The organism is Haloplanus ruber (assembly GCF_024494725.1).
GTDB classification, from domain to species: Archaea; Halobacteriota; Halobacteria; order Halobacteriales; family Haloferacaceae; genus Haloplanus; species Haloplanus ruber.
Genome location: NZ_JANHDK010000003.1, coordinates 442,893 through 455,324, shown reverse-complemented (window position 1 = coordinate 455,324; position 12,432 = coordinate 442,893). Strand labels below are relative to the sequence as shown.

General features: G+C 65.7%; 17 protein-coding genes, 1 tRNA gene and 1 pseudogene. 11 read left to right on the top strand and 8 right to left on the bottom strand.

The annotated features are described in order from the left end of the window. The 9 genes and pseudogenes from NO878_RS12990 to NO878_RS12950 all read left to right on the top strand — a co-directional run. Nucleotides 1-96 (top strand): annotated as a pseudogene (locus tag NO878_RS12990) (IS5/IS1182 family transposase); the annotation flags it as partial. Nucleotides 97-234: 138 nt separating this feature from the next. After that, nucleotides 235-1,296: a hypothetical protein gene (locus NO878_RS12985; protein WP_256406423.1), complete on the top strand. Its 1,062-nt coding sequence runs from the start codon at nt 235-237 to the stop codon at nt 1,294-1,296. 156 nt (nt 1,297-1,452) lie between these two features. Continuing rightward, nucleotides 1,453-2,064: a hypothetical protein gene (locus NO878_RS12980; protein ID WP_256406422.1), complete on the top strand. Its 612-nt coding sequence runs from the start codon at nt 1,453-1,455 to the stop codon at nt 2,062-2,064. Then, complete coding sequence (locus NO878_RS12975) at nt 2,064-2,804, top strand: hypothetical protein (protein ID WP_256406421.1); 741 nt, start codon at nt 2,064-2,066, stop codon at nt 2,802-2,804. The genes NO878_RS12980 and NO878_RS12975 overlap by 1 nt, the downstream gene beginning before the upstream one ends. Beyond that, on the top strand, nt 2,801-3,280 hold the full coding sequence (locus NO878_RS12970; RefSeq protein ID WP_256406420.1) for a hypothetical protein: 480 nt from the start codon (nt 2,801-2,803) through the stop codon (nt 3,278-3,280). Before NO878_RS12975 ends, NO878_RS12970 begins: the two co-directional genes overlap by 4 nt. A 1-nt stretch (nt 3,281) precedes the next feature. Continuing rightward, nucleotides 3,282-3,872 (top strand): hypothetical protein, encoded by a 591-nt coding sequence (locus tag NO878_RS12965; RefSeq protein ID WP_256406419.1) that lies wholly within the window; start codon nt 3,282-3,284, stop codon nt 3,870-3,872. A gap of 10 nt (nt 3,873-3,882) precedes the next feature. Further along, entirely contained in the window at nt 3,883-4,134 is a 252-nt protein-coding gene (locus tag NO878_RS12960) for a hypothetical protein (protein WP_256406418.1), read from the top strand. After that, on the top strand, nt 4,127-4,315 hold the full coding sequence (locus tag NO878_RS12955) for a hypothetical protein (protein WP_256406417.1): 189 nt from the start codon (nt 4,127-4,129) through the stop codon (nt 4,313-4,315). Before NO878_RS12960 ends, NO878_RS12955 begins: the two co-directional genes overlap by 8 nt. Further along, a complete protein-coding gene (locus NO878_RS12950; RefSeq protein ID WP_256406416.1) occupies nt 4,312-4,491 on the top strand; it encodes a hypothetical protein in 180 nt (59 codons plus the stop codon). The genes NO878_RS12955 and NO878_RS12950 overlap by 4 nt, the downstream gene beginning before the upstream one ends. A 19-nt stretch (nt 4,492-4,510) precedes the next feature. Here NO878_RS12950 and NO878_RS12945 read toward each other — a convergent pair whose 3' ends face one another. From NO878_RS12945 to ubaA, 6 genes are all read right to left on the bottom strand, one after another. Next, nucleotides 4,511-4,924 carry a ribbon-helix-helix domain-containing protein gene (locus NO878_RS12945; protein WP_256406415.1) on the bottom strand — a complete coding sequence of 138 codons (414 nt, stop codon included), beginning with the start codon at nt 4,922-4,924 and terminating at the stop codon, nt 4,511-4,513. Nucleotides 4,925-5,230: 306 nt separating this feature from the next. Further along, on the bottom strand, nt 5,231-5,590 hold the full coding sequence (locus tag NO878_RS12940; protein ID WP_256406414.1) for a hypothetical protein: 360 nt from the start codon (nt 5,588-5,590) through the stop codon (nt 5,231-5,233). Beyond that, the gene (locus tag NO878_RS12935; RefSeq protein ID WP_256406413.1) at nt 5,587-5,787 is read right to left on the bottom strand and encodes a hypothetical protein; all 201 of its coding nucleotides are present in this window, start codon (nt 5,785-5,787) and stop codon (nt 5,587-5,589) included. Before NO878_RS12935 ends, NO878_RS12940 begins: the two co-directional genes overlap by 4 nt. Beyond that, nucleotides 5,784-5,909, bottom strand: a complete 126-nt coding sequence (locus NO878_RS12930; RefSeq protein ID WP_256406412.1) for a hypothetical protein — start codon at nt 5,907-5,909, stop codon at nt 5,784-5,786. The genes NO878_RS12935 and NO878_RS12930 overlap by 4 nt, the downstream gene beginning before the upstream one ends. 63 nt (nt 5,910-5,972) lie before the next feature. Then, a tRNA-Pro gene (locus NO878_RS12925) sits at nt 5,973-6,045 on the bottom strand. Between the two features lie 80 nt (nt 6,046-6,125). Beyond that, a complete protein-coding gene (gene ubaA, locus NO878_RS12920) occupies nt 6,126-6,944 on the bottom strand; it encodes an SAMP-activating enzyme E1 (protein WP_256406411.1) in 819 nt (272 codons plus the stop codon). A gap of 512 nt (nt 6,945-7,456) precedes the next feature. Here ubaA and NO878_RS12915 point away from each other — a divergent pair. Next, nucleotides 7,457-8,800, top strand: a complete 1,344-nt coding sequence (locus NO878_RS12915; RefSeq protein ID WP_256406410.1) for a hypothetical protein — start codon at nt 7,457-7,459, stop codon at nt 8,798-8,800. Between the two features lie 191 nt (nt 8,801-8,991). On the opposite strand, the gene NO878_RS12910 is transcribed toward NO878_RS12915, so the two are convergent. Beyond that, nucleotides 8,992-9,912: a DMT family transporter gene (locus tag NO878_RS12910; protein WP_256406409.1), complete on the bottom strand. Its 921-nt coding sequence runs from the start codon at nt 9,910-9,912 to the stop codon at nt 8,992-8,994. Nucleotides 9,913-10,006: 94 nt separating this feature from the next. Between NO878_RS12910 and NO878_RS12905 the strand changes: the two genes are divergently transcribed. After that, a complete protein-coding gene (locus NO878_RS12905; RefSeq protein WP_256406408.1) occupies nt 10,007-10,399 on the top strand; it encodes a hypothetical protein in 393 nt (130 codons plus the stop codon). Nucleotides 10,400-10,408: 9 nt separating this feature from the next. Here NO878_RS12905 and NO878_RS12900 read toward each other — a convergent pair whose 3' ends face one another. Beyond that, on the bottom strand, nt 10,409-12,280 hold the full coding sequence (locus NO878_RS12900; protein ID WP_256406407.1) for an aldehyde ferredoxin oxidoreductase family protein: 1,872 nt from the start codon (nt 12,278-12,280) through the stop codon (nt 10,409-10,411). Between the last annotated feature and the right edge of the window lie 152 nt (nt 12,281-12,432).

The window sequence follows — 12,432 nt, the reverse complement described above, 5'->3', positions numbered from 1 at the left end:
GGCCCCGCTGTCCACCCTCGCGCGTGGTACCGCGAGTTCCGCGAGCTCGTGTTGACCGCCGCAGTCTACAATCTCGAACAGGCCCTCAAACAGTGATCCCGACGCCATCATCGGATTCAACAAAGCAGAGGCATCCTAATGCCGTCCCGAGTCGGAACATCGATTGATCCGATCATCAACGAACTGCGGACGGGCCGAACGCGGGAGTTGCTACTCCTGCTCCAAGACAGGCCGGTGCCAGAGGTAGTCGATCCGCTCAACATCCGAGCCGAATTGAGTAGCGCATACGAACAGAGCGGGGACGATTACGTTATCCATGGGACCGACACCTCAACGGTCACGACGGAGAGCGAAGATCAAAACGGGTTTGGTCCCGAAAAAACGGGACTCAAAATCGTCCCGTCCAAGGATCTTAAGAGCGTGTCCGCAACGCTATTTCCGGGAACGGATAGCGGATTAACCGCCTATATCCTCGATTCTTCGGATTCGGTGATAGCGAGCAAATCTTTTTCGGGCGATTCCTTCACAATTGAGGAACCGCTATCCGCCGGCACATCGTATTATGTCGTTGTCGACAAGAATGGGTCAAGTTACAGTTACTCCGCTTACGGATCAGCCACGAGCTACCCGTATGAGTCGAAATATGTGGACATTACCACAGCTTACAACGGCGACTTTTCGCCACCCGAATATTCAAATAAGGTCTACTCCATCAAGAGCATCACCGCCACGAAAGCCCCCGACCTATCGGGGAAAATAACGGGAAGGTTCTCGGCCCCGACGGCCGCCCCAGCCGACTTCTCTCAATGGGAGGCGGTCCAAGCGAGAGGCGTCTCGCCGGGCGGTTCGACGGCCACCGAAGCCGTCGAGTTTGACATACTCGACTCGTCTGACGCGGCCGTCAACTCGGCCCGCATCCCGGCGTCGGAGATGGCCGACTCGGCGTTCAAGTTCCGCGACCGTGAGGCATCTGTCGACGCCAGCGCGGACGGACAGAGTGACTTTGTTATCCCGACGACCGGATCGGGCGGCCACTACGGCATCCCGATTTTGTCAGTCGTCTCGGTTAGCAAAAACGGGTCGCCGGTCCCACCGGAGAATTGGGAGTTCGACGGCGCCGAGACGGTATCGGTCGACACGTCGGCCGTGTCGATCACGTCGGGAGACTCCGTCACTATCTCCTATGATCTCGACGTCTTCGACGCGACCCTGCAACCTCGCGCCTACCTCAACCGAGCGGACAGTAGCGAGGACAGCCCGAGTATCAGCCACTTCAGGTACGAATACGTGATCTAACATGGATCAAAAACAACGACGCGAACAGGCACGGCAAGACGCACAAAGCAGGCGCGAGAAGCGCCGAGAAAAGCACTACGAGCGCAAGGCTTTGCACCGGATGGGCGCACCGCCGTGGGCTGTCGCTATCCGCATGGAGATGATGGAGGGCGACAGATGAGCCTCATCGAGCAGGCGATCGATCAGGGACTCATTGGCCGGCTGACGGCCCTCGACGCCACCAACGCGGGCGGCTTCGAGCAGGCCGTCGAGCAGGGGATCATCCCCGAGTCCGCCGCCGAGCAGTTGGGCGCCTCGTCGTCCGACGGCTCGTCGGGCGGAGGATCGACCGGCGGTTCTTCTTTCGACGGCGTGAGAGTCGGCGGCCTCGACATCCGGTCAGCCCAACACGCGCGCTCGCTCTTCCAGGCGGGCGCGCTCAGTCGCTCGGAGCGAAACACGGCCCTCGAAGAGTTCGGCGTCGACCCATCGGCCGGGTCGAGCGGTGACTCGACGAGCGAAGGATCGACCGGTGAGACGTCGAACGGCTCGACAGACGATTCGTCGAGCGGGTCGAGCAGCGACTCGTCGAGCGACGACTCCGTCAGCGAAACCGACGATCCTGACGACACTGGTGTCTGGGAACCGCAGCCACAGCCGCAGCCCCAGCCTCAACCTCAGCCACAGCCCGCTCCGACACCGGAGGACGGTTCCGGAATGAATCGGGCCGTCATCATCGGCGTCGCACTACTCGGAGGCGTTGCGCTTGCTCAGGGGGGCGGTAGCTGATGGTGGGATACGACGGCGAACTGACGGTCGAATTCTCCCACAACGGTCAGGAGAGGAATTATTACAGCGGTGCTCCCCAAGGCGGCGCGTCTGGGATCTGGTCGGCAGAGGAGCTGACCGAGTGGGTGCCTCCTGAATCGACCGGGGAAATCGTCATTCAGCCGACCGACGATGTGCCGACCGGAGAGGTCCGCGTGATCGACGCGGGCGGCGACGTTCACGCGACCTACCCGCGCCACCAGGGCGGCGGGTACTACCAGTACGTGACCCTCCCCTCGGAGACGGGACAGTACCGCCTCGACGTTGGCGACATGACCATCGCCCGCTTCGAAGTGAGAGACGTGAGCGGGGCCACGCCGACCGGCTCACAGCCTGAAGGATACAGCGAGGAAGCGTCGGCGCCTGAAAACGAGACTGAGGCCGAGGACGTCCCCGGTCTGGTCCCCGGAGACGAGGGTGGGATGGTCCTCGCTCCGGCACTCCGCAGACAGGGCTACACCGCCGAAGGACTCGGCGGCGAGATCACCATCGGCGGCGAGACCTACCAGATCAACCCGGCCGATACGGTGGTCCGCGACCCCGAGACCGGCGAGGCGGTAAGCCGCGGTCCCGGCGGCGAGTCGGGAGCGCCGGGGGAAGACCCCAGTCAACGCGGGTCCTCGTCCGGCCTCGGCGACGCAGGCATCGCGCTCGGAGCGCTAGCGCTCATCGGAGCAGGGTACATGGTGATGAACCGATGACCCTGCTCAACGACGTCGACGCGACCGAGATCGTCGCGGTCGTCTCGCTGCTCGGCATGATCGCCGCCTTCGTCTCGTCCTCCAGCGGCGACACCAATCTCTCGCTTCCGGCCGACTTCGGCCAGTCTGATTCGGAGCCGAACAACTCCGACGAGTCTGATGAGGAGACGAACCCGGCCGGCGGGACGACCGGGCCGGAAGACGAAGTGACGTGGTGGGAGGCCGGCATGGATGACGACACGGCAGCTGGCGACACTGGTGACTACGATTACGGCGGAGCGACCGGGAGCGATCCGGCCGGCGGCGACGCGGGCACGGACGACTCGACCGGCGGAGCGTCCCCAGGAGACACGACCACGGGCGGTACGACCGACGTCGGCGACACGGGCCTGGTCGACATCGACTGGTCCGACGTCGCTGGCGCCGCCGATCACGCCGCCGGCTCGACAGACGAGTGGGTCGGGAGGTTGTGGTAGCGTGGCAAACATCCCGATAACGGCCGTCGAGTTCGCGGATACCTGGGCGCCGGGCACCATCCAGTCGGTCGACGTGAAGATCGACAACAAAGAGACGACGGGACCGGCGGGATGGGGGCCGGCTGTGTGCCCCTCTGATGGCATTTGGAACGATGCCCACATGACCGACGTGACGCTCCGCATCGAGACGGCGACCGGCGAGACAGTCTACGAGGAGACTAAGGGCGAGTGCATCCCCGCCGAGCGACCGAGTACGGCGGCCGGTCCGAACGCGACCGTCCACTTCGAGCCGTCCATCTCGGACCCAGGCGAGTATGCCGTCGTCGCGGAGGTTCAGGTCCGCGGAGGAAACGGCTTCGACCGGTCGGACCGCTACCCCCTGACAGTCGGCTCAGGCGGCGCCACCCAGCCCCCAGAGGGCGGCGAGCGGGGTGCCGGGCTGTTCCCCGGTGCCGACGTTCCCGTCGACCAGATCCTCTCCGACCCCATCGGCGCCGCCGTCGACAACCCCGCCCTCGCCTTCGGCGCCCTGCTGCTCGGCCTGATCGTCCTCCGACCGTACGCCTCCCTGGGGGCAAGCGCCACGGGGTGACTACCACGATATGATCCCTGCCTTCATCGACCCCGGCATGGTCGGCTCGCCCGTCGACATCGCGACGTTCGTCCTGGTGCTCGCAATGGTCGTCTTTCGACTCCGTCCGCGAGTGCAACTGACCGCGGCGGGCGTGGTCGCCCTCGCCCGTGGGCGCGACGACGTCGACGACGACCGACTGATGCACGAACTCGACGTCGACGAACAAGCGGTCGAGATGCTGAAGCCCGAGGTGATCTACAAGGAGGGCGACGATGGGTGAGCTACCCCGCGAGTGGGAACGGGTGCCGGTCTACTACCGGTGGCCCGACCCACTCCTCCAGCGCCGCTACGAACCGGGCGCGGTCGTCCTCGACGATCCCGGCGGCGACGAAGTGATCCGGTCGGATACGGTCGCCGATGACCTGGTCGACGATCTGGAGAAAGGAGCGCCGCCACGATGACCGACGAGTCCGATACGATGGTGAGCCTTCCCGTCGCTGGGGACCTGACCTTCCGCGAGTTCCACGCGCTCGTCGACGGTGTGTACTGCGGGTATCGCGGGATCGACGAGTCGGAGTACGCGCAGGAAAAGCACTACTGGCGCGCGGCGTGGTTGGTCGGCAACTACCTTCCCTGACGTGGAAAAAGAGGAGTCGCTATTCGGGCGGCCGAACGGTGATCCAGACGCGCGACATGGCGGGATCGACGTTCACGAAGCCCTGTTTCTTCAGCGGTCGGATGAGTTCGTCCATTACCGCGTTCTTCGGCGTGTCGTTCGAGTAGAGCCGATTCATCGCCGTCTCACGAGAGACGCGCAGACCGGCGTCGTGTAGCGGCTCGGCGGCATCGAGGAGCGTCAGGTACGCGTCGGTGAGGCGGTCCTCGGCTGGCAGCGTCATGCTGTCCTGCTCGCCGTCGGAGTGGCGGGCCACGTCCTGCTTGACGAGCGCACGCAGGCGCTTGCTCCGGCTTACGCCCTCGTCGTCACAGATAGCATCGAACTCGTCGATCACATCCTCGTCACACCCGAACGAGACGCGGCTCGTCGGGTTGTGGTCCATCCGGGCCATCTTATTCACTCGCCCCCGGTTTGCATACGCCGTGAATACCCAGACGGCGTGGCGATGAGGAGTCCGTATGCAAGGGGGGTGGGGATGTGTGCGGAGCGGACTCGCGTGCGGGGGCGTGTGCGCGCGACTCCTCGCCCTCTTCGACGGCGTCGTCGATGGTGGTGGACCATCCGCAGTGATGACACCGTCGCTCACCGTCCCGACCGCGGTCGGCGCCGACGAACAGGTTGGTCTCACAGGTCGGACACTCGGGGGCTCGGTCTCGGTGGTGAGCGCGGCGTCGGCTCGACGTCGGACTCGGGCGAGTCATGCTTCACCTCCCTGGCGGTACTTGCGCCACAGCATCGCCAGTTCCTCGTCAGGATCGGCGTCGAGGTCGGCGACGACGATCTCCTCGCGGACGTAGGCGAGCATCATCGCGGCGAGGTGGGCACACCACTCGTTGTACGTGTAGCCCTGGCAGTCGCACTCACCGACCGGCGTGCCCGAGCGCGTCCCGAACACGACGCGGTGACGGTCACCGTCGCCGACGCGGACCATCCACTCGGCGCGGTTGATCGGCTCGATGCGCGTCTCCTCGTCGCAGGCGCGCTGCCAGCTCGTCGAGTCGCCGAAATCATCGGGTAACTCGACTTCCGGGTAGCCACCGACTCGTTCGGTACTCATCGCAGGGCCTCCCGAGTGGTGACACAGCCGCTTGTCCGCTCGACGCCGCCGCCGAACGCGAAGCCGCCTGTCCGGCCACACTGCTGGCACTCGTATCGCTCGTGGGCCGTGCCGGTCGGCCGGCCGTCGGCGTCCTCAGGATACGTCGCGTCGACGATCTCGATCTCCGGTGACCCGCACTCGCAGACAAGCGTCATGGCCGGCACCTCCCGTCGCGCCGCGCCGGACAGTCTTCGCGTCCGTCACGGGGGATCGGCAGGCCACAGTAGTAGCAGACCGCGGGCGGGTAGGCGTCGGAGAGCCGTTCGCTCCGGCTCACGGCCGCTCACCTCGCTGACTTAAGCGGGTGCTCGCCGTCTGGTGTTTCGCCGGGATAACGGTATGGGACCGCCCGGATTCGAACCGGGGTCACGGGCACCCAAGGCCCGAAGTATACCAAGCTAACCCACGGTCCCGTACACCTACTTGCTCCGCGCGGGCGCTAAAGGATTTCGTTCGGGTCGCCCGCACAGTCGGGTCGCCGACGTGCCCGGACTCAGTCGGCGCCGGCGCCGATGCCACAGCTGTCAGCGTACTCCACGTCTTCGATTGAGTCGATGGGGTCGTCGCCACACACCGGACAGTCGGGGTCCTCGGCGTAGGGAACGGTGTCGAAGGTCATGTCCATCGCGTCGTAGAAGAGCATTCGACCGACCAGCGGGTCGCCGGCATCGAGCAAGAGCTTCACGGCCTCGGTCGCTTGGATACAGCCCACGGTTCCCGGAAGGACGCCGAGGACACCCGTAGTGGCACAGTCGGGGACCGTTCCCGGTTCGGGCGCTTCGCGGAAGAGGCACCGATAACAGGGACCGTCGGGGTGGAGGGTCGTCACCTGTCCCTCGAACTTGTAGATAGCGCCGTGGGAGACGGGAATGCCGGCGAGCCGAGCGGTGTCGTTGACGAGATAGCGCGTCGGGAAGTTGTCGGAGGCGTCGACGACCACGTCGTAGCCCTCGATCAGGTCCGCGTTCGAGCGACCGAGACGCGTCTGGTGGGTGTCGACGTCGACGTCGGGGTTGAGCGTCGTGACGAAGTCCTTCGCGCTGTCGACTTTCGGACGGCCCACGTCGGCGTCGCCGTGGATCACCTGCCGCTGGAGGTTCGAGCGCTCGACCACGTCGTCGTCGACGACGCCGATGTGGCCGACGCCCGCGGCCGCGAGATACTGGATGACGGGCGCGCCGAGTCCGCCGGCGCCGATGACGAGCGCGCTCGACTCCAACAGTCGCTTCTGTCCCTCGGGGCCGACCTCGTCCATGATGATGTGCCGCGAGTACCGGTCCAACTGCGTGGCATCGAGCGAGAGCCCACTCATACGCCACCCTCGGAGGCCAAGGTGGATAAATCCGTGCCGTTCGTGTGTGTCGTCGGGCACGGAACGATAAATCACATGTGACGATAGCAAACAGACGTTCCTGATCGCCATCGGGATGACCGACGTCTTCGGACATCTCCGCGATACGGCGAGTTGATAGCATCCCGCGCCCGAAGACGTGAGTATTCTCGTTGCTTCTTATAGGCAGGCCCCTGTTTCCGCACGAGAGACCGGCGCCGAACTGAGACGGGACGCCGCGGTGGTTCGATCAATCGGGTGATGCCGCGTTTCGGAGAGCGAGAGACGCCCCTGCACTTATCCTATGTCGTCGAGTTGTAGTTGGCTGTGCGAGACGTGCATCCGTCACCGGTAGCGTCCCTCGGTGCGCAGTCGAGTAACGGCACCGCTACGCGCTCGTGCGTTCGCCCGACATCGAGCGGTACGGTCGACCCACACGCCGCCACCCAAAGCGGATCTGTACGCGATTTCGAGCGTTTCGAATCACGGACACCATGCGTCTGATCGGTGATCGCCGGATACTCCTGGGCTCAGTTTGCGTCGAGACCGTCGCCACAGCAATCGTCCTGCTGTACGGGCACCTTTCCCTGATAGCCGTCGCCGTCCTGTACTGGATCGACCTGCTCTTTCTGACACTCCGGACGATGGCACAACAGTTGCTCTCACGGCCCGTAACGGATGATCGGTCGACCCTCTTTCAGCGCCCGTTCCGCCTCCTCGCCCACAAACGCGGATCGATCACGGTTACCGACCGCCTTCCGGGAGTCTACCTGCGAAACGCCGCCGGAGTTTCGGGAGCAGTGTTCATACTGGTCCTTTCGGCTGCGACGACGGCGTACGTCGCGGCCGTCTACGTCCCCGGGGAGCTGTGGGGATCCCCGGCTACACCGCTTGTACTCGGCGGCGGACTCGTCGCAGCGGCGACGAAATCGTGGCTGGCGCTGAAGGCGTACGTGGACTCGGGGGGACACGAGATCAACCCCGCCTCCGCGGTCACCCCCCGAAAACGGATGCTGGCGTTCGCCGTCTACGGTGGATTGTTGTGGCTCGCCTCGAAGTGGACGCTCTCGACCCTCTCACAGGAGGGTCCGGAGATCACACGCGCCGGGATGATGGTCTCCGCGTCCGTGGTGATCGTGTCGCGTCTCGCGTACGGTTGGTACGCGTCGCGTGCTCGACCCGACGACGAGGGGACGGATGCGATGTCCGAGTCCGACGACGGAGCGGCGTCCCAGGGTCGGTCGGAGCCTGCAACGAAGCGAGACGTGTCTCTGCCGTCGGTTCCAGAGGGAGAACCGCGAGAGACGATGGTGCCGGTTCGCGCGTCGATTCTCGCTGCAGGGGTGGTAAATGCGATGACGACGGGTGGTGTCGTCGACAACCAGTTCGGTCACTGGAGACAGTTCACGATTCGGGTGGGGGCAGCGGGGATCCTGGTCGTCGCCGTTCTCGCCCTGTTGGACGGCGCCGTCGTCGTGTCCGCGGCTCTAGCCGCTATTTCTCTCGGCGTAGTTGGCGCTCTCTCGACAGTGAGTGCGATACACATGCTGTTGGCGCTCGGTGGCGTCAAGTACGAATTTCACCAGTCCGGGATGGTCGCGTACGACCGATACCTCGGCCGGCCACAGTGGTCGGTGTCGTACGACCGCGTCCGGAACGTCTCGGTCGAGCGCGGACTCTTCGGAAGTCCGCTTTGGCTGGACGCCGGAACGGTGTTTTTCGATCGGATTTCGGACCCCGAGAACGGCGAGTCCGCGCGGGAGCCAAGATCGTCAATCGCGTTCGTTCCGAACCCCGAACGCGCCGGCGAACTGCTCCGATCCCGTGACGAGCAGTAACGGCTTCAGCGTGGTTGCCGCCGTTCGGGGAGTGCGACGGGTCGCTCATCGTGAACGGTCAAAGTTGTGTACCGCTGTCGTGTGAGGACAGGAGCCGTCTCCCGACTCCGAGCGTATCTCGACAGACTCTCGCAGGCGGTACTGCTACTCGGTGGGGCGCTGGTGATCGGTACTCGATCCGGCGAGCGGGGTCACGGGCCGTCCGACGACTCGTCCGCGTGGGTCACGACGTAGACGCCGGCCGCGAGGAGCGCCCCGCCGAGGAAGAAGCCGGGACCGATGGACTCACCCAGGAGGGCTACGCCGAGGAGGATACCGACGACCGGCTGGGCGAAAAAGAAGACGCCGACGCTGCTCGCGTCCGCGTACTCCATACCTTTGTACCAGCAGTACCACGCGGCCGCGGTGCTGAGAAGGCCGAGATAGAGGACGGTCCCGACGACCGGAAGGGTGAGCGACACGGAGGCAAAGGCGGCCGGTCGCCACACGACATCGAGGGGAACCAATAGCCCGAACAGTGGCACAGAGAGGACGGTGGCGTAGGTCACGATTTCGAGCGCCGAGTACCGGCGGACGAGCGGCTTTCCGAAGACGGTGAAGGCGGCGAAACAGAGCGACGAGACGAGCAACAGACAGACACCGAGAGCGGTCCCAGTGGTGAACGAGCGGACGGCACCTCCGGGGCCACCACCGCCGGACAGGACGGCGAGGGTGCCGGCGGCCGCGAGGAGCGTCCCGCCGGCCTTGTGCCGGGTGAGTCGCTCGTCGAGCGCCGTCACGCCGAGTGCGAGGATGAATACGGGCGTCGAGACGGTCAGCAGCGACCCGTAACTCGCGTTCGTCAACTCGGTGCCGACGAACTGTGTCGAGAGAGCGGCCGTCAGCCAGCCGGCGAGACCGGCCAGGCGGCGCCACTCCGGACGGGTGAACGAGCGAGCGGGCGTCGTCAGCCGGACGATGGGATACAGTGCCAGCGCACCCAGGGCGACCCGGAGAAAGACGAGCGTCAGCGGGGGAACCGCGTCGAACCCCCACTTGCTGACGACGTACATCCCACCCCACAGCACCGCCGCGGCGAGCGGTGTGGTCGCGAGGAGTCGGTCCCGATCCATCGAAGGACGTTCGGGGCAAGACCTCGGGGGGTGAAAAAAGCTGTATCCGGCGGAGGGCACCATCCTCTTTGTCCCCGCGGGCGAGTTCTCACCCATGGCCCTCCGCGATCACCTTCGCCCGTGGCACGCCCTGATGACCGTCGTCCTCCTCGTCGGAATCGGTGTCTCGCTGTCACGCGCCGGTACGGTGACCGGCGCGACGGCCGTCCGCGCTCTCGTCTCGGGGCTGTTCGGACTCGTCATCTTCCAGTTCACCGTCGGCAACGTCTGGGCGTACGCGGTCGAATACCGCAACGCCGGCGGGGCGTGGACCGACCTGCCGTTCCTCGTACCGTTCGTCGTTGCGGGGCTGGCCGGTGTCGCCGTCTGGGCCCGGACCGGAAGCCTCGGCGCGGGCGCCTGGGTCGTCTTCTGGGTGTTCGTCTTCGCCGCGGCCGCCGTCGCCGTCGGAACGTGGTTCGTCGCCGGCTACCGAGAAACGGCGTAAAGACGCCGTTCAGTCCGCGTACTCGGCGATGTCGAGCGTGTCGAGACGCTCGGGCGTGGGAACGCCGTCGTCGTCCCAGCCGCGGAACTCGTAATATTCGTCGAGCATCGCGTCGAGTTCTTCGGGCGGGCAGTACATCCCCTCGCTCGGTCCCTCGGGGATGGGTTCGTGCATCACCCGGTGAGAGAGCGTGTCAGTCTCGCGGCGGGCGACGCCACGTTCGACGTTGACGAGGCGTTCGAGGTTGTAGATCCGCTCGCCGATCCGTTCGACATCCTCGGTCGAAAGCTCCCACCCGGTCGCGGCGTTGATCGCGTCGCGGTAGCGGTCGGTGACGCGCTTCCCCCAACCACCCTCGCTCACGAACCGACACTGGGTGAGTGAGTCGCCGAGGGCGGTGAAATGCTGGGTGCGGGCGGCGAACTCGGGGGTCCCCTCCGTGGTCTCGGTGTGTTCGCCGTCGTACTGGAGCGTGGGACGGGTGTCGTGGTGGGACCCGCCACGGGTGGCCGTGGCGTAGCCGATGCTCATCCCCTTCAGGCCGCGGGGCGAGTGGGCGGCGAACTCCAGACCCTTGACGCCGTGGAGATAATGCTCGGCCTCGGGGTCGAGTTCGGCCGCGAGGCGAAAGGAACCCTCGGCGAGGCGGTCGCCGAACCCCTCGCGGTGGGCCGTCCGCCGCGCGAGTTCGACCAGGCCGTCCGCGTCGCCGAAGGCGAGATGTGGGGAGTCGTCGTCAGTCAGGAGTCCCTCGTCGTAACACTCGCGGGCGAAGGCGACCGAGACCCCCAAAGAGATGGTGTCCATCCCCAGACGGTCACAGAGGTCGTTTGCCTTCATCACACGCTCGACGTCGAAGACGTCGTTCATCGGCGCGGTGGCGAAGAGGCTCTCGAACTCGGGGATCTTGCCGTCGGTGACCCCCTCGGCCTCGATAGTGACGTGTTTGCCACAGGCGACCGCACAGTTCGCACACGTGGTGTCCTCGGTGACGTACTCCTCGCGGATGCGTTCCCCGCTGATCGCCTCGGCCTCCTCGCGAGAGGCCTGTTCGACTCGGTTGTTCCGCCGGCCGAGTTTCCCCATCTCGTTGATCGGGTTGACGAGGCCGCTGGTGCCGTAGTCCTGGAGCATCTCCGTCTCCGCCATCAGCGGTCCCATCCGCCCGCCGACGAGATCACGGAGGTCACCGTCCGCGGCGGGGTCGGGCCGGAAGTCGCCTTCCTCGATTGCGACGGCCTTGATGTTTTTCGATCCGAGGACAGCACCGGGACCGCCGCGGCCGGCGACGCCCTCGCGCATCTCGGAGTCGTGAAGCAGGCAGGCAAAGCGGACGAGGTTCTCGCCGGCCGGCCCCGCGGCGATGACGTGGACGTCCTCGGCGTCGGGGCCGTCCTCGTCTGCGACCCGGTCGGCCACCGCGTCACAGGTTTCGTAGGTGTCGAGTCCCGCGAGGTCGGGCGCCGGCACCACCTCGGCGCCGTCCGCGTCGATCCGGACGTAGGAGAGGTCCGGGGCGGCGTCGTGGAGGACGATTGACTCGAAGCCGGTCGTCTTCTGCGCGCGGGGGAACGTGCCGCCGAAGGTGCTGTCGAAGAAGCCGTCGGTCTGAGGGCTAACGAAGCCGACGACGCCTCGACTCGTCGACTGGAAGGGGGTGCCGTTCATCGGCCCGACGGCGAAGGCAACGACGTTCTCGGGGTCGAACGGGTCGGCGTCGCTGGGCACGTGGTCGTGGACCGCCTTGACCGCGAAGCCGTTCCCGCCGAGGAAGCGGGCGGCGTCCGCGGGAGGGATCGGCTCGGTTTCGGCCTCGCCGGAGTCGAGGTGGACGTGGAGGGTTTCGCCCCCGTAGACTGGCGGGAGGTCAGTCTCGGACACGCTACACTCCAGCCGGCGTATTGGCCCGCCGGGTGGCTGCGGCAGTGGTCTGTGACATGACGAAGGAGTCGGCGCTCCGGGTACTAATCGTTTGCCGGTGAGTGCGGGCCATCTGTGTGTATTCTATATCGCGATATACGGTTTATTCACGC